Source organism: Arthrobacter sp. TJ-238 (assembly GCF_058269215.1).
Genome location: NZ_JBZCNH010000005.1, coordinates 140,959 through 156,952 on the forward strand (window position 1 = coordinate 140,959; position 15,994 = coordinate 156,952).

Sequence of the window (15,994 nt, forward strand, 5' to 3'; positions counted from 1 at the left end):
CGGATCGAGGTGCCGCAGGTCCAGTCTGTCACTCGCGGCCGTCCGCGACAGGACGGCCTCGCCCTACCGGACGATCGACCGCAGGAGGCGCAGCGCCACCGAGAGGGAGGAGATGTCGTCCTTCTCGAGCATGTTGACCTCGGCGAACATGTTGCTGGCGCGCTGCAGCTGATCGGCGTTCAGCTCCTGCCAGGCCAGCAGCCGCTCCCCCGCGTCGCGGGCCCGCAGGTCGCTGGTGGCCCGCATGACGGCCACGGTGATGTCCGCGATCGTGGAGTAGAGGTCGTCACGCAGTGCCGCCCGTGCCAGGGCCTGCCAGCGGTCCGTCCGCGGCAGCTTGGTGATGCGCTCGAGCAGGTTGTCGACCTCGAAGCGGTCGTACACCGCGTAGTACACCGTCGCGATGTTCTCGACCGGCTCGTCCACCCGGCGGGTGCTGTGGGCGATGTCGAGCAGTGCGAAGGACTCGAACTGCTCCGCCCAGTGCCGTCCGAGTTCCTCGGGCAGGTCCCACGCGGCCGCCGTCGCCGTCGCCTCCCGGGCGCGTTCGAGGTCGCAGCCCCGGAGGTACTCGGCGAGGTGCGAGCGGAACGGTGCGACGAGCGGCTTGAACGCGTCGATGTCCTCGCCCACCGCTGTGCCCTGCTCAACATGGTTGACGAACCAGCGCACTGCCCGGTCGAGGAGCCGGCGCAGGTCCAGGTGCACCGTGGTCCACCGGTCCGTGGGGAAGTCGGCGGGCAGTGCCGCGAGCGCGTCGAAGGTCTCGTCCAGCGAGTAGATCTCGCGCAGGGCCACGAAGGCGCGGGCGACCACGGGTTCGGGTACCGACGTCTCCTCCATCACCCGGAACGCGAACGTGATCCCGCCGAGGTTGATGATGTCGTTGGCGATGACGGTCGAGATGATCTCCCGGCGCAGCGGGTGCGTGTCGAGCAGGTCGTCGAAGCGCTCCACCAGCCGCTGCGGGAAGTACCGCCGGAGGGTGCCCTTGAAGTAGGGGTCGTCGGCGAGGTTGCTCGCGGACAGGACCCTCGTCAGCTCGATCTTCGCGTACGCGGCGAGGACCGACAGCTCCGGCGAGGTGAGCCCCTGCCCCGCGTCGATCCTGCGGCGTAGCTCTGCCGTGGTCGGCAGGGCCTCGAGGGCCCGGTCGAGGTCGGCCTTCTTCTCCAGCCAGTCCATCATCCGCTCGTAGCTCGGACTCCACTCGACGACCCGCTGGCGGTCGTTCAGCAGGAGGACGTTCTGGTCGATGTTGTCCTGCAGCACGAGCCGGCCGACCTCGTCGGTCATCGACTGCAGGAACTCGGTCCGTTCCTCGGGCTGCAGGCGCCCTGCCCGCACCATCCGGTCGACGAAGATCTTGATGTTGACCTCGTGGTCCGAGCAGTCGACACCGGCGCTGTTGTCGATGGCGTCGGTGTTGAGGATGACGCCCGCGAGCGCGGCCTCGATCCGGCCCCGCTGCGTCATGCCGAGATTGCCGCCCTCGCCCACCACCCGGGCGCGCAGTTCGCTGCCGTTGACGCGGATGGCGTCGTTCGCGCGGTCGCCGACGTCGCCGTTCGTCTCGTCCGTGGCCTTGACGTACGTGCCGATCCCGCCGTTGTAGAGCAGGTCGGCGGGGGCGCGGAGGATCGCCTTCAGCACCTCCGGCGGGCTCAGCCTGGTCACCTGCTCGTTCAGGCCCAGCGCCTCGCGCACCTCTGGGGAGATCGGGACGGACTTCGCCTGCCGCGGGTACACGCCGCCGCCCCTGCTGATGAGGGCGCTGTCGTAGTCCTCCCAGCTCGACCTCGGGAGGTCGAACAGCCGCCGGCGCTCCGCGAAGGACGCTGCGGCGTCGGGGTTCGGATCGAGGAAGATGTGACGGTGGTCGAAGGCCGCGACGAGGCGGATATGCTCGGAGAGGAGCATGCCGTTGCCGAAGACGTCGCCGCTCATGTCGCCCACTCCGACCACGGTGAAGTCGTCGGTCTGCGTGTCGACGTCGAACTCGCTGAAGTGCCGCTTGACGGACTCCCAGGCGCCGCGCGCCGTGATGCCCATGGCCTTGTGGTCGTAGCCCACGGACCCGCCGGAGGCGAAGGCGTCGCCGAGCCAGAAGTCGTACTCGGCCGAGAGCTCGTTGGCGATGTCGGAGAACGACGCCGTCCCCTTGTCGGCGGCGACCACCAGGTAGGTGTCGTCGTCGTCGTGCCGGACCACCCGGACGGGCGGCAGCACGGATTCGGTGGTCCCGTCCGCGGTGACCTCGGTGATCACGTTGTCGGTGATGTCGAGCAGTCCCCGGATGAATGTGCGGTAGCTCGCCTGGCCCTCGGCGAGCCATGCCTGCCGGTCGGCCGACGGATCCGGCAACTGCTTGGCGAAGAAGCCGCCCTTCGCGCCTGTCGGCACGATCACGGCGTTCTTGACGGTCTGCGCCTTCACGAGCCCGAGCACCTCGGTGCGGAAGTCCTCGCGCCGGTCGGACCAGCGCAGGCCGCCGCGGGCCACCTTGCCGAACCGGAGATGGACGCCCTCCACCTGGGGAGAATAAACCCAGATCTCGAACTTCGGCCGCGGGAACGGCGCCCCGTCGATCCGCGAGGTGTCGAACTTGATGCTGACGTGCCGCTTGTCCTGGAAGTAGTTGGTCCGGAGGCTCGCCTCGATCAGGTTCGCGAAGGTCCGCAGGACCCGGTCCGCGTCGAGGGTCGGCACGCCCTCCAGCCCCTCGTCGAGCGCCGTCCGCGCCGCCTCCATGGCCACCTCACGGTCGCCGTCGAGGTCGGGGTCGAAGCGCGCGCTGAACAGGGCCACGAGCGCGCGGCTGACCACGCCGTTGCGCCGCAGTGTGTCGGCGACGAACCCGTAGGAGTTGGTGTTGCCCATCTGCCGCATGTACTTCGCGTAGGCGCGGAGGATCAGCACCTGGCGCCAGCCGAGCTCCTCGCTCAGGACGAGGCGGTCGAAGGCATCGGACTCGCTGTTGCGCGTGACGGCGGCACTGAAGGCGTCCTGCAGCAGCGCGGCCGTGCCGAGCGGCGAGATGCCGGCGGGGTACCTCAGGCCGAGGTCGTAGAGGAAGAAGGAGCGACCGTCCGACCGCGTGATCTCGAACGGCCGCTCGTCGAGCACCTCGAGGCCGAGGTTGTGGAAGTACGGGAGGATCTGGGTCAGGCTCTTGGCCTCGGTCAGGTAGAGCTTCAGGCGTGCGTCCGCGGGATCGCCGGACTCCGGGGCCCGGGGCACGTACACGTGCAGCTGAGGTGCCCCGGAGCCCGGCTCCGCGAGCTGCTCGAACCGCGCGATGTCCTCCAGGGCGTCCTCGACCTCGTAGTCCACCCGGTAGCCGGCCGGGAACGATTCCGCCCACAGCGCGGCGAGGCGCTGGGCGGTCTCCTGCTCGAACCGCTGCTGCGCCACCTCCACGATGCCCTCGGGCCAGGACCGGGCTGCGCGGACGAGGCGCTGCTCGAGGTCCGCGGCATCGACGGCGGGGATCTCCGCGCCGCGCTGCAGCCGGATGCGGAAGAACAGGCGGGCGAGCGCGGACTCGCTCATCCGGGCCTCGAAGTCGATCGAATCGGCGTCGAGCGCGGTCCGCAACTCCTGCTCGATGCGCAGGCGGACGCTCGTCGTGTAGCGGTCGCGCGGCAGGTAGACGAGGGCCGACATGAAGCGGCCGTAGACATCCGGGCGCAGGAAGAGCCGGGTGCGGCGGCGCTCCTGCAGGCGCAGGATACCGAGGGCGGTGGACACGAGGTCCGTGACCTCGATCTGGAACAGCTCGTCGCGCGGGTAGGTCTCCAGGATGGAGAGCAGATCCTTGCCGGAGTGGGAGTCCGACGGGAAACCGCACCGGCGCAGCACCTCGGAGACCTTGTCGCGGACCAGGGGCACATCGCGCACAGACCCGGTGTAGGCGCTGGTCGCGAACAGCCCGATGAAGCGCCGCTCGCCGTTCACGTTGCCCTGGGCGTCGAAGCTCTTGATGCCGATGTAGTCGAGGTAGGCGGCGCGGTGCACCGTCGACCGTGAGTTGGCCTTCGTGATCACGAGGGCGCGGCGCTCACGCGCCTTCGCGCGGCCCGCCGCCGTGAGCTGCTGCAGCTGCCCGCCACTGCCGTGCCGCAGCAGACCCAGCCCGCTCCCGTCACGCACCCGGAGGGCGTCGGCGCCCTCCTTGTCGGTCACGAGCTCGTACTCCTTGTAGCCGAGGAAGGTGAAGTTTCCGCCGTCGAGCCACCGCAGCAGCTCCTGCGCCTGCCGCAGGTCGGGGATCTCCTCCGCACCCGCGATCGTGTCGAGCGACGCCTCGATGGAGCGGACCGTCCGGCGCATGGCGGGCCAGTCCTCGACGGCGGAGCGGACGTCGCCCAGCACCCGGTGGAGGCCGTCGATGACCGACGACTTCACCGCGGCGTCGGGGAGGCGCACGACCTCGACCGAGATCCAGGACTCGATGTGCGTGGTGCGGCCGCTCAGGCCGGCGAACTCGCCGATGTCGGGCAGCGCGGCGGTGTCCCCGCTCGACGCGCCGGCCGTCGAAGGCACGCGCTTGAGTGCCGTCAGGGCGTACGACTCGTCCTCACGCACAGCGAGGAACGTCGGGTGGACCACGAGCTGGATCGCCGCGCCCTGCCGGACGAGCTCCGCAGTCACGGAGTCGACGAGGAAGGGCATGTCGTCGGTGACGATCATGACGATGCTGGAGGTCCCCTGATCCGTGACCGCGACGGCGGCTGTTCCGGGTTCGCGGGTCTCCGCGAGGTCCCGATGCGCGAAGGCCCGCTGGCGGAGGTCGGTGGGCTGGTACCCGACGGCGTCCTCGCGCGCGAGATGCTCGAAGTAGTGCTCTACGAAATCCTCCCGCGACGTGTCCGAGTTTGACTGATCCGTTGTCCTGGATCCAGACGACATGGGGAGGGCCTCCGTAGCGAAATGAAAGGCCGCTTCATTGCGACCTCTTACCGGGGAAGCCTATCCGGGTTGCCTGGAAATCTCACCTCGCGCAGGCGCCGTCCGGGCATGCGGCCCCGCCTCCCGCTGACCGGCACCTCGGCGAGGTCCGCGATGGCGATCCTCAGCGCGGAGGCGGGCGCCGTCTCCAGCAGGGCCGTCCCCGCGAGCAGGGCCTGATCGGCGGCGGCGTGGTCCACCGGCAGGAAGGCGGCGATCCCGGTCGCGGGACCGAAACGCTCCCATGCCTCCCGTAGCTGCGTCTCCGGGGCACGTCCCACCGCCGCTGCCCGTACCTTGTTGAACACCACGCGGGGTGCGGCTGTCGGTACCGCGTCGGCGAGTTCGGCGAGCGCCTTCACCATGCGCGGGACGCCGACCGTGTCCGCGCCCCCGACGGCGATGACCGAATCGGCCACCTCGAGGCACCGCAGCGCCGCGCCGTTCCGACGGGGCGCGAGGGTATCGAAACTGAGTTCCTCGTCGGCCTCGAGACAGAAGCCGCAGTCCACGACCGTGACGTCCACGAGGGAACGGGCGGCGTCGAGCACCTGCCCGAGGGCGGCGGGACGCAGCTCCGGCCAGCGGTCGGGACGGGTGATGCCGGTCAGGACCCGGAGGCGGGCACCCTTGATGGCGACGCTCACGGCGATCCGTTCGAGCACCGATCCGGTGAAGCCGCCCTGGTCGGCGATCCGGCAGGCCTGGGCGAGGCCGGCCGATTCGTCCAGCAGGCCGAGCGACGCACCGATGCTCGCGCCGTAGGTATCGGCATCGACGAGCAGGACGGAGGTGCCGGACGCCGCCAGTTCCGCCGCGATGTTGATCGCCACGGTGGTGCGACCGGGGCTGCCGGACGGGCCCCAGACCGCCACGATCCGCCCGTCCCCCGGCCCTTCATCAGCGTGCGACTCGGCGTGCGACCCGGCATGCGACGACGGCGCCGTTGCGTCCGGCTGGTACAGCGGGTCTGCGTAGGCGAGCGAGCCCCGCGGCCGGGCGGAGCCGTCGCCGAATCTCTCGACCGCCCGCGCGACGGCGTCGGCGAGCACCGCCGCCTCGACCGTGGCGCTCACGTACTCCACTGCCTCCATGGGATCCGGAACCGGTGCGCCGTCGGTCAGCGCGACGACGGCGACCCCTGCGAACCGCAGCCGGTCGACGAGCGACGCGGTGAGTTCCGCAGCTCCGGGTGCGATGATCGCGGCCCGCGCCAGGCCGGACTGGCAGGCGGCGACGAGGTCCGCCAGCTCCTCGCAGCGCCGCACCACCGTCACCGGTCCGCGAAGCTGTTCGAGGCCCGGGACGTAGGCGCTTGCCGCCGACCCGAGCGTGACGACCGGGATGCTCACGCAGCACCGGGGTTGAGGACCACGGCGATGCGCGCGTCGTTGGCGAGGGCGTCCAGCAGTTCGGGCATGGCCCGGTCGTCGACGAGCACCTGCACGAGGGTCGAGGCGCTCGCGCCGAGGGCCGACTCCCCCACCGTCAGCTCGGCCACCTCCGCGGCCTCGAGCAGGAGACGCGGTTCCTCGTACGTGTTGGTGTCCGTGCGGAGCGATACCCAGACATCGACGCGGTCGCCTGCGGCGGTGCCCGTGGGAAGCGGGTCCTCGACCGAGAGTCCCACCGGCTTCCGGTCCAGGTCGTCGGCGCTCCCGAGCGCGGACGACGGGACGAGCTCCCCCTGCGGAACGAGCCTCGTCGCGACCGCGCCCTCGGGGATCCCCTCCTCGACGGAGAGGTACGCTCCGGCGGAGTCGCCCAGCCGGACCGGGGTGGCCACCAGGTCCTCGGCGGTCAGGACGGCGCCGACCGCGATGTCCTGGCGCGCGGAGTACACATCGGTGGTGGTGTTCTGGCTGTCGAGGAGTGCGACGACGCCGGCCGTCGAGGCGAGCACGAGCAGCATTCCGATCAGGAGCCGCGGGTCCTTCCAGGACGGCTTCCTGAGCCGCGGGGCATCTGCCGGCACCTGCGTGGCGCGCATGCCTGTGCTCACTGTCGTCCCCCATCAGGCCGGTGCCGTCCGATCGGTCGGCGCGGTCCTGTCATTCTGGCCCAGGAGGGGACCGAAAGGAACCGATCGGCGGCAAATCGACTCAAAGCGTGTGGAAATGCTCCTCGATCGGCACTGCCGGTGGCACACTGGAGACACCTCCGACGTACCAGGAAAGGCGGACCCGTGGCCGAGCGGCGTTTCCTCACCCTCGCCGATGTGGCCGAGGTACTCAACATCAGTTCGTCCCAGACATACGCCCTCGTCAGGTCCGGGGAGCTGCCCGCCATCCAGGTGGGCGGCCGCGGCCAGTGGCGCGTGGAGACCCGGGTCCTCGAGGAGTACATCGCGAAGGCGTACGAGAAGACGGCCTCCGCCCTGAGGAACGACGCCGAGAGCACGCCCATCCTCTGACGTGCCGGCCCGGCGTACGCCGCCGCGACGCTCCGGCCTCGTGCGCAGGTTCCGTCCCCCGCGTCGCCCATCAGTCCGGCGCTCGGTCCGGTGCAGCCGATTCGAGCGAATCGATGGCCCTGAAGGGGACCGTGAGCGCGTCGCGGACGTTCGCCGCGCGCCGCTCCTCGCCGGTCGCCACCAGCCCGAGCTCCAGGAAGTCGGCGCCGACGCGGTCGATCACCCCGGTGTGACGCGAGTCCGCTCCCAGCCATAGCGCGACATGGACCCGGTCCCGGGACAGGCCCCTCAGGGCCGACCCCAGCCCGAGCCTCGCCCGGATGCCCGACGGCGCCTGCCCCACCCCGCGGCCCAGACCTCTGAGTGACTGCAGGGACGACAGCGGCACCAGCACCGATCGCCCCTCCACCACCAGGGAGACCCAGTCGGACCCGACATGCGTCAGGACACCCGAGAGGAAGCGACCGCCGGAGGTGGAGGCCCCGATCGGCAGGCCGACCTGACCTAGAAGCCTCTGCACCAGCGTCAGGCGCGACTGCTCCACCCGGGTACGCTCCCTGATCTCGCCCTCCTGACCCGCCTCCAGCGCAGCGTGGAGCTGTGACTCCAGATCGGCGAAGAGGGCTTCCCAGCGCATCCCCCCAACGTAGGGGGCAGCCATTGGGTCGTCAATCAGCATCAGAAGAAACAAGTAGGAGTAAGTATAGACAAACCGCACTAAATTACATCAAACTGATGCTTCGGAGGGGAACGATGATGAAGACTGCGGATGCTGTACATGCCGGCTTGATCCTGGCCTGCGGGGTGGTCATGGCGGCGGCCGGGCGGGTCCTGCTGGGATCATCTCGCGGAGCGCTGGATATCGATGGCGCCGTCGGCGCCTCACTGTCGGTGCTCGGCATCGGGGTCGTCGGCCTCTGGATGCTGACGCTCGTCCTGGCCTTCGTGGCAGAGCTGCTCCTGCGTCGCGGCCCTTCGGCCGCCGCTACGCTCGCCCTGCGCTGCACGCCGGCGCTCATGCGCCGACTCGCTGCCGCCCTGCTCGGGATGAACCTCCTTGCGATACCCGCGCTGGCACAGGCCGCACCTGGCGGACCGGACGGCAGCGTGGCAGTCCCTGCCGCTGCCGGCTCGGCCGGAGCGGAGCTCGGCAGCCCGGCGGACGCCGGCAATGCCGAGGACACCGTTTCCGACGGCGAGGGCGCGGCATCCTCGGGATCGCCCTACTGGTCGCCCATGACCGTCTCCGGCGACCCCGGCCCCCGGGACCCCACACCCGCCGAGCCCGGACGTGATGAGCTGGGACCCGATACTTCCGGAGCCGGCGGACCGGCGTCCGAGGAGCAGTCGGCGGCAGATCCTGTACCGCCTCCCGGGACCCGTCCGTCCGGGTCGACGGCGTCGTCCGGTCCGCCTGCCGCCCCTGCGCCCCCAGTACCCCCGGCATGGGAACCGACGCCGATGCCCGCCGGCGGAAGTCTTCTGGCCCGCCCCGGGACCAGGACGACGGTCGGGTCCGCGGAGGTCGTCGTGGCCCCCGGTGACTCGCTGTGGTCCATCGTCGCCTCCCACCTGGGTCCGCTCGCGACCGCAGCGGATGTGGCGGACACCTGGCCTGCCTGGTACGACGCGAACCGCGCCATCATCGGGGAGGACCCGTCCCTCGTGATGCCGGGCCAGGTTCTGACGGCGCCGCCCTAGTCCGCTGCACCACCACCTCCTCGCCGCCCGTTGCACCCGGACGGGACAGTCACCGGACCGGGCCGGCGGCGGACAGGACATCACGCCGCACGGGAACACCCCCGACGGCTCTGCCGTCGGCGTACCGCCCACCCGTCGGCGCCGTGCCTCCAGGCACCGGCACCGGCACCCCGAAGGACCGAACCCCCCGGAGAGGACCAGCATGCCTGCCATCACCCGGCTCGACCGCACCAGAGCCGAGCCCCTGGCCGCCGCCGGCGGCGCTCCCCACCCGCTCGTGCCCACCGCCCTTCGGCCGGGCGGCACTGCGGCGGGCACCGTCACCGACCTCTGTCCTCCCGCGGACCCTCTGCGGGAGGACAGAGGAGGCGCGCCTTCCTCGAACCCTCTGCAGCGCGACGTGCACGGCCCGGGCGGGCTCACAGGCCCACCCCCGTCCACACAGACAGCCGAGGACCCCGAGGGCATCCGTCGCATCTCCGACATCGCCCGCTCGGTGGCCCAGGGCGCTCTGGAGGTGCTGGACGGAACCCGTCCGCTGCAGCAGCTGGCCCGCTGGCTCGATGCCGGGAACTACGAGCGGCTCCAGCTGCGCGCCAATCTGGTGCGCTGCATCCACGACGCCCCGACCGGCCGCAACCGCGGCGCGGTGTCGAGTGCGAACCGCCACGTCGTCGTCCGCTCGGCACGCGTCTGCCCGGTCAGCCCCGGCATCTACGAAGCGTCAGTGGTCGCCTACGACCGGAAACGCGTCCGCGCCGTCGCTCTGCGGATAGAGCAACAGCGCGGGGCATGGCGGGTGACCGCCCTGGAGATCGGCTGACCTACTTGCGCCTGGCCTTCTTGCCACCCGCCGGCGCGGCCTGCGGCTTGTTGCGCTCCACGTGCACCTCCGCGTCACCCTGTGCGTTGGGCGCGGTGAAGTTGAGGGTGGCCGGCTTCGCGGGAGCGTCCAGTCCCGCGGCCTTGATGGTCGGCGGCTGGACGATGTTCCGGCCGTCCGTCACACCGGGCAGTCCCGTCTGCGCAGGTGCGGAACTCTCGACCTCGAGGTTGAAGAGGTAGCCGATGCTCTCCTCGCGGATCGATTCCATCATGGCCTGGAACAGGATGAAGCCCTCTCGCTGGTACTCCACGAGGGGGTCCCTCTGGGCCATGGCCCGCAGACCGATGCCCTCCTTGAGGTAGTCCATCTCGTAGAGGTGCTCCTGCCACTTCCGACCGATGACCGAGAGGACGACGCGGCGCTCCAGCTCCCGCATGGTCTGCTCCCCGAGCGCTTCCTCGCGGGCCTGGTAGGCCAGCTTCGCGTCGGAGAGGATCTCTCCGTGCAGGAAGTCGCGGGTCAGGCGTGACTTCCCGCCGGCCTCCTCGATGACCTCGTCCGCGGTGAGCGTGATCGGGTACAGCGTCCTGAGATTGGTCCACAGCAGCTCGTAGTCCCAGTCGTCGCCGTGGCCCTGCTCGGTGGCCTCGTCGACCATCGCCGTGATGACGTCCTCGAGGAAGAACTGCACCTTCTCCTTGAGGTCACCGCCCTCGAGGATCCGGCGGCGGTCGCCGTAGATGGCCTCGCGCTGGCGGTTCAGGACGTCGTCGTACTTCAGGACGTTCTTGCGCTGCTCGGCATTGCGGCCCTCCACCTGGCCCTGCGCGTTCTCGATCGCCTTGGATACGAGCTTCGACTCGAGTGCCACGTCGTCGGGCATGGTGGCGCTGTTCATGATCCGCTCCGCACCCCCGGAGTTGAACAGCCGCATCAGGTCGTCGGTCAGCGACAGGTAGAAGCGGGAGCGTCCGGGGTCGCCCTGGCGCCCTGACCGGCCGCGCAGCTGGTTGTCGATGCGTCGGGACTCGTGGCGCTCCGTGCCGAGCACGTACAGGCCGCCGAGATCCCGGACCTCGTCCTGCTCAGCCTTCACTGCATCCTTGGCGGCTTCGAGGGCGGCCGGCCACTTGGCCTCGTACTCCTCGGGGTTGTCCGCCGGGTCGAGCCCCAGCTTCTCGAGGGCGGCGACGGCGTTGAACTCGGCGTTGCCGCCGAGCATGATGTCGGTGCCGCGTCCGGCCATGTTGGTGGCCACGGTGACCGCGCCCTTCCGGCCGGCCTGAGCGATGATCGCGGCCTCGCGTGCGTGGTTCTTCGCGTTCAGCACCTCGTGGCGCACCCCGGCCTTCGCGAGCTGCTTGGAGAGGTACTCGCTCTTCTCCACGCTCGTGGTGCCGACGAGGACCGGCTGGCCGGTCTCGTGGCGCTCGGTGATGTCCTTGACGACGGCGTCGAACTTCGCGACCTCGTTCTTGTAGATGAGGTCGGAGAGGTCCTGGCGGGCCATGTCCTTGTTCGTCGGGATGGGCACCACACCGAGCTTGTAGGTCGACATGAACTCGGCGGCCTCGGTCTCGGCCGTGCCCGTCATGCCCGAGAGCTTGTCGTACAGGCGGAAGTAGTTCTGGAGGGTGACGGTGGCGAGCGTCTGGTTCTCCGCCTTGATCTCCACGCCCTCCTTGGCCTCGATGGCCTGGTGCATGCCCTCGTTGTAGCGGCGGCCGGCGAGGATGCGACCGGTGTGCTCGTCGACGATCATGACCTCGCCGTTGAGGACCACGTAGTCCTTGTCGCGCTTGAACAGCTCCTTGGCCTTGATGGCGTTGTTCAGGAAACCGATCAGCGGTGTGTTCGCGGACTCGTACAGGTTGTGGATACCGAGGTAGTCCTCGACCTTCTCGATTCCGTCCTCGAGGACGCCGACGGTGCGCTTCTTCTCGTCGACCTCGTAGTCGGTGTCGACCGACAGCTTCTGGACCACCTTGGCGAACTCGTTGTACCACCGGTTGACGTCGCCCGACGCCTGGCCGCTGATGATGAGCGGCGTGCGCGCCTCGTCGATGAGGATCGAGTCGACCTCGTCCACGATAGCGAAGTTGTGGCCGCGCTGCACGAGTTCGGCGGCGCTCCATGCCATGTTGTCGCGCAGGTAGTCGAAGCCGAACTCGTTGTTGGTGCCGTAGGTGATGTCCGCCGCGTACTGCTCGCGGCGCGCCGCGGGATCCTGCTTCGAGAGGATGCAGCCGCTGGTCAGGCCGAGGAACCGGTACACGCGGCCCATCAGGTCCGACTGGTACTCGGCCAGGTAGTCGTTGACCGTGACGACGTGCACGCCCTTGCCGGTCAGCGCGTTCAGGTAGGCGGGAGCAGTGGCGACGAGGGTCTTGCCCTCACCGGTCTTCATCTCGGCGATGTTGCCCAGGTGGAGGGCGGCGCCGCCCATCAGCTGGACGTCGAAGTGGCGGAGGCCGAGGGTACGGCTCGAGGCCTCGCGCACGGCGGCGAACGCTTCCGGCAGCAGCTCGTCCAGGGTGGCGCCGTCCGCGTAGCGCTTCTTCAGCCGGTCGGTCTCCCCGCGCAGCTCTGCGTCGGACATCGCGCGGAACTCGTCCTCGAGGACATTGATGGCGTCAGCGTAGTTGCGGAGTCGCTTCAGTGTCTTCTTATCGCCGGTGCGTAGAACTCGTTCAAGAAGTGATGGCACTGGTATCTGCTCCCAATCTGATGCTGCCCAAAGATGGCCTGCCTAGTCTACGTGAGTGACGTCCGGAGCCCCGCTTTGGTTCCCTGGTGGGGACCGGCGTCGCCGCTCCACGTGTCCGCTCAGAGTAGCCTGCCGACCTGCACGGCGAGTGCGGGCGCGAGGTTCCCTCGGTCGGAGACGACGACGTCAGCCAGGCCCAGCCACTGCGCGAGGAGGCGCAGCTCGTCGGCGAGCTCGGGCGCGGTGTCCGCAGGGGCATCCGGCTCGGCGTGGCAGGCCTGCACCAGCAGGCGGCCGGCGGCGCGGTCGGCCTTCAGGTCCACGCGGGCCACGATGGAGTCCCGCAGGAGGAAGGGCAGCACGTAGTAGCCGTGGACCCGTCGCTCCGCCGGGGTGTAGATCTCGATGCGGTAGTGCATGCCGAACAGCCGCTGCAGACGGCTGCGATCGAAGACGAGGGAGTCGAACGGGCTCAGCAGGGCCCTGCCCCTGGCCTGCCGGGGCAGGGTGACGGCAGGGTCGAGGTACCACGGCTCCGTGCCGCCGTCGACGGTCACCGCCTGCAGGGCGCCGGCGCCCACGAGACCGTCGAGGGCCGCGCGCGTCTCGCGGACGGGCGTGCGGAAGTAGTCGGCGACGGAGCGGGCGGGTGCGACGCCGAGCGCCCCCGCGGCGCGCCCGGCCAGGACCGTGAGGGCGTCCGTCCGGTCCGGCTCCTCGGCAGCGAGTGCGGCGTCGGGCAGCACCGCGGCGATCGGGGCGTACAGACGTTCGAACTGGGGCGTGCGACCTGCCGATCCGATCTCGCCACGTGCGAAGAGGTCTTCCAGGACCCGTTTGGCCGCGGTCCACCGCCATCCCCAGCCTTCATCCGGTCTCGTTGCGTCCCCGCCGAGGCGTCGCTGGATGTCGGCGGCGGTCAGCGGGCCACCGGAGCCGAGGATCTCGCCGATGCCCGCCTCGAGAGGGCCACGGACCTCCGCGGGGACGCTGGTGGCGTCCATCCAGGTCCGTCGTTGCCAGACCCGCAGGTGCGGGAACAGCTCGGGCGGGACGAGGCTCGCCTCGTGTGCCCAGTACTCGACGAGTCTGCGCGGAGCCCGGGAGTACAGGGCGTCGAGATCGGCCGGCGCGTAGGAGCCGAGGCGCGAGAACAGGGGAAGGTAGTGGGACCGGGCGAGCACGTTGACCGAATCCAGCTGGAGCACCTGCAGGCGCTGGGCGGTCACATTGACGGCACGGCGCGACGACGGAGCGGCGATGCGCGGCCGGTGCAGGCCCTGTGCGGCGAGGAGGATGCGCCTGGCCTGCGCGGTGGTGAGGTTCGGCATGGTCTCCTGCACGGCACTGCCTCCGCGCGGGGCGCGGAGGCAGTGGATCGGACGTAGGGACGCGCCGGGCGCGCCCTGTCGGCGGTGGCGCCTAGGCGGAGGCGGCTTCCTGGGCGCGGTAGGCGAGAAGTTCCTCGTGGGGCTCCTCGGTTCCTTCGGCGCACTTCGAATCGAGGGTGATGACGCCGTAGGTCCAGCCCTGACGCCGGTACACCACCGAGGGCGCTCCGGTCGCGGAGTCGACGAAGAGGTAGAAGTCGTGGCCGACGAGCTCCATGTTGTCGACGGCGTCGTCCAGGGTCATCGGGATACCGGAGAAGACCTTGCGGCGGATCAGCACGGGAGAATCGCCCGCGGGCACGTCATCCGGCGACGAGTACGCGTCGGTGTCCTCCGGCTGCGGAACGGGCTCGGTGGCCGTCGGCTCGACGCTCGGCGTCTCGAGGTAGAGGGGCTGCGTGGGATCGGCGGGTTCGAGGTCCGCCGTAGCGACCCTCACGGCCACCGGGGTGTGCCGACCGTGGTGGACCTTCCGCCGGTCCCGGGCGCGGCGCAGGCGCTCGAGGAGTTTCGCGTAGGCGAGGTCGAACGCGGCGAACTTGTCGGCCGCGGAGGCCTCCGCCCGGACGACCGGACCCCTGCAGAGGACAGTGAGCTCCACTGTGAGGGAGGTGTCCGCCATGCGCGCGCTGGGCTCCTTGGTGATCTTCGCGTCCACGCGCTGCACCTTGTCGCCGAGCTGCTCTATCTTGTCGATCCTCTCCGTCGCGTACTCACGGAAACGGTCGGATACCGCCAGGTTTCGACCATTGATGACAAATTCCATGGTGCCCTCCACATCGCTAGGTGACACGACGACGGCCGAGGCATTGAGCAGAGCCGCCGCCGACGGGTACGGACCATCACTGGGTACCCGTCTCATCACGGTAGTTCACGCCCCTCCTTTATTCATCTACCGACGCTCAGGAAGTTCCGGTGGCCTGCCGGGAATCCGAAGGGCACTGCTCCCGGGCTCGGGTCCGCGCGCCGCGGGTGACGATGTCGCCGCCACGACGACTGCTCCGAGCACCCGCGCACCCGCAGCCGTCAGGACGCGGTGCGCCTCGCCGATCGTCGCCCCCGTGGTGAGGACGTCGTCCACGATGAGGCAGTTCCTGCCGGCCAGGACGTGGCGGGAACGTCCGGTCACGCCCATGGAGTCCAGGACGCCGGCTCGCCGTCGCCGTCGGCCGAGGCCTTTCTGGCCCCCGCGCAGACCGGGCAACGACGCCGATGCGGAGCGGACGAGCGCGGGCGCTCCGCCCCGGCGCAGGGCGGTCAGCAATCGCCGTACCGGCGGGATCTGCCGGATGGCCGGCGCAAGGACCGTTCCCGCGGGCAGCCCGCCCGCGCGGTCGAGGCGGGACAGGAGCAGCATCAGGGGATCGTAGCCGCGTCGACGGCGCGACGAACCCCGCGTGGGCACGGGTACCAGCAGCACGGGACGGGCCGGGGACACCGGTGACGCCGGGGACACCCATGTGCCGGCGGCGGCATGCAGCACCCCGCCCAGGGCTGCTGCGACGGGCATCACCAGGTCGACGTGCCCGTGGTTCTTGAACGCCAACAGGACCACCGAGACGGCGCGGCCGTACCGGCCGGCGGCGAGGACGGGCAACGGACCGAAGGCGGATGAGGCAGGGTCCGGCGGGTGCCGGCTGCGCGCCGCCCCCGCGTGCGGCAGCGGCCTGACGGGCGGCTCGTCGGGCAGTTCGACGGGCAGTTCGACGTCGGGCAGTGACTCGGCGCCCTCCTCGGCCCGGAAGGGCCGCGCGGTCGCCCGCCGGAACACCCCGAGGCACCGGGCACACAGGGACGTGTCCCAGGTGCCGCACACCACGCACGACGACGGCAGGACGAGCGCGGCGAAGGCGCAGAGGGCGCGGGCCACGCGCTGGTAGGTGCGGCCGAAGACGATCCCGTCGAGGATGCGGGCGAGGGACGTGCTGAACGCGGGGGCTGGGAAAGGAGCACGCATGCCTCCAGCGCATCACGCCGGAAGCGGGCGGACTCCGCCGCGACCGGCT

Annotated in this window: 11 protein-coding genes; 3 read left to right on the plus strand and 8 right to left on the minus strand. The window is 70.3% G+C overall.

From position 1 onward, the window contains the following. Positions 1–63: 63 nt before the first annotated feature. The 3 genes from AC4D2O_RS12205 to AC4D2O_RS12215 are packed head-to-tail and all read right to left on the minus strand — an operon-like array spanning position 64 to position 6,940. Positions 64–4,911: an NAD-glutamate dehydrogenase gene (locus tag AC4D2O_RS12205; protein WP_490907627.1), complete on the minus strand. Its 4,848-nt coding sequence runs from the start codon at positions 4,909–4,911 to the stop codon at positions 64–66. 47 nt (positions 4,912–4,958) lie between these two features. Further along, complete coding sequence (locus AC4D2O_RS12210; RefSeq protein WP_490907628.1) at positions 4,959–6,302, minus strand: CpaE/TadZ family protein; 1,344 nt, start codon at positions 6,300–6,302, stop codon at positions 4,959–4,961. Further along, positions 6,299–6,940 carry a CpaB family protein gene (locus AC4D2O_RS12215; RefSeq protein WP_490907629.1) on the minus strand — a complete coding sequence of 214 codons (642 nt, stop codon included), beginning with the start codon at positions 6,938–6,940 and terminating at the stop codon, positions 6,299–6,301. The genes AC4D2O_RS12210 and AC4D2O_RS12215 overlap by 4 nt, the downstream gene beginning before the upstream one ends. A 195-nt stretch (positions 6,941–7,135) precedes the next feature. Between AC4D2O_RS12215 and AC4D2O_RS12220 the strand changes: the two genes are divergently transcribed. Next, positions 7,136–7,363: a helix-turn-helix domain-containing protein gene (locus AC4D2O_RS12220; RefSeq protein WP_334210467.1), complete on the plus strand. Its 228-nt coding sequence runs from the start codon at positions 7,136–7,138 to the stop codon at positions 7,361–7,363. 70 nt (positions 7,364–7,433) lie between these two features. Here AC4D2O_RS12220 and AC4D2O_RS12225 read toward each other — a convergent pair whose 3' ends face one another. Beyond that, on the minus strand, positions 7,434–8,000 hold the full coding sequence (locus AC4D2O_RS12225; RefSeq protein WP_490907630.1) for a hypothetical protein: 567 nt from the start codon (positions 7,998–8,000) through the stop codon (positions 7,434–7,436). A gap of 116 nt (positions 8,001–8,116) precedes the next feature. Here AC4D2O_RS12225 and AC4D2O_RS12230 point away from each other — a divergent pair, with 116 nt between their 5' ends. Both AC4D2O_RS12230 and AC4D2O_RS12235 read left to right on the plus strand, forming a co-directional pair. Next, positions 8,117–9,064 (plus strand): LysM peptidoglycan-binding domain-containing protein, encoded by a 948-nt coding sequence (locus AC4D2O_RS12230; RefSeq protein ID WP_490907631.1) that lies wholly within the window; start codon positions 8,117–8,119, stop codon positions 9,062–9,064. A gap of 202 nt (positions 9,065–9,266) precedes the next feature. Next, complete coding sequence (locus AC4D2O_RS12235; RefSeq protein ID WP_490907632.1) at positions 9,267–9,887, plus strand: Rv3235 family protein; 621 nt, start codon at positions 9,267–9,269, stop codon at positions 9,885–9,887. Between the two features lies 1 nt (position 9,888). Here AC4D2O_RS12235 and secA read toward each other — a convergent pair whose 3' ends face one another. The 4 genes from secA to AC4D2O_RS12255 form a co-directional block, all read right to left on the minus strand. Continuing rightward, the gene (gene secA / locus AC4D2O_RS12240) at positions 9,889–12,597 is read right to left on the minus strand and encodes a preprotein translocase subunit SecA (protein ID WP_490907633.1); all 2,709 of its coding nucleotides are present in this window, start codon (positions 12,595–12,597) and stop codon (positions 9,889–9,891) included. Positions 12,598–12,716: 119 nt separating this feature from the next. Next, positions 12,717–13,928, minus strand: a complete 1,212-nt coding sequence (locus AC4D2O_RS12245) for a winged helix-turn-helix domain-containing protein (RefSeq protein ID WP_490907634.1) — start codon at positions 13,926–13,928, stop codon at positions 12,717–12,719. Positions 13,929–14,019: 91 nt separating this feature from the next. Beyond that, positions 14,020–14,754, minus strand: a complete 735-nt coding sequence (gene hpf / locus AC4D2O_RS12250; protein ID WP_490907635.1) for a ribosome hibernation-promoting factor, HPF/YfiA family — start codon at positions 14,752–14,754, stop codon at positions 14,020–14,022. A gap of 126 nt (positions 14,755–14,880) precedes the next feature. Continuing rightward, on the minus strand, positions 14,881–15,945 hold the full coding sequence (locus AC4D2O_RS12255; RefSeq protein WP_490907636.1) for a ComF family protein: 1,065 nt from the start codon (positions 15,943–15,945) through the stop codon (positions 14,881–14,883). Positions 15,946–15,994: the final 49 nt, after the last annotated feature.

Coding starts and splice junctions, on each gene's coding strand:
- AC4D2O_RS12235 (WP_490907632.1), top strand. CDS start 9,267: ATGCCTGCCATCACCCGGCTCGACCGCACCAGAGCCGAGCCCCTGGCC.
- AC4D2O_RS12230 (WP_490907631.1), top strand. CDS start 8,117: ATGATGAAGACTGCGGATGCTGTACATGCCGGCTTGATCCTGGCCTGC.
- AC4D2O_RS12225 (WP_490907630.1), bottom strand. CDS start 8,000: ATGCGCTGGGAAGCCCTCTTCGCCGATCTGGAGTCACAGCTCCACGCT.
- AC4D2O_RS12205 (WP_490907627.1), bottom strand. CDS start 4,911: ATGTCGTCTGGATCCAGGACAACGGATCAGTCAAACTCGGACACGTCG.
- hpf (WP_490907635.1), bottom strand. CDS start 14,754: ATGGAATTTGTCATCAATGGTCGAAACCTGGCGGTATCCGACCGTTTC.
- AC4D2O_RS12245 (WP_490907634.1), bottom strand. CDS start 13,928: ATGCCGAACCTCACCACCGCGCAGGCCAGGCGCATCCTCCTCGCCGCA.
- AC4D2O_RS12215 (WP_490907629.1), bottom strand. CDS start 6,940: ATGCGCGCCACGCAGGTGCCGGCAGATGCCCCGCGGCTCAGGAAGCCG.
- AC4D2O_RS12255 (WP_490907636.1), bottom strand. CDS start 15,945: ATGCGTGCTCCTTTCCCAGCCCCCGCGTTCAGCACGTCCCTCGCCCGC.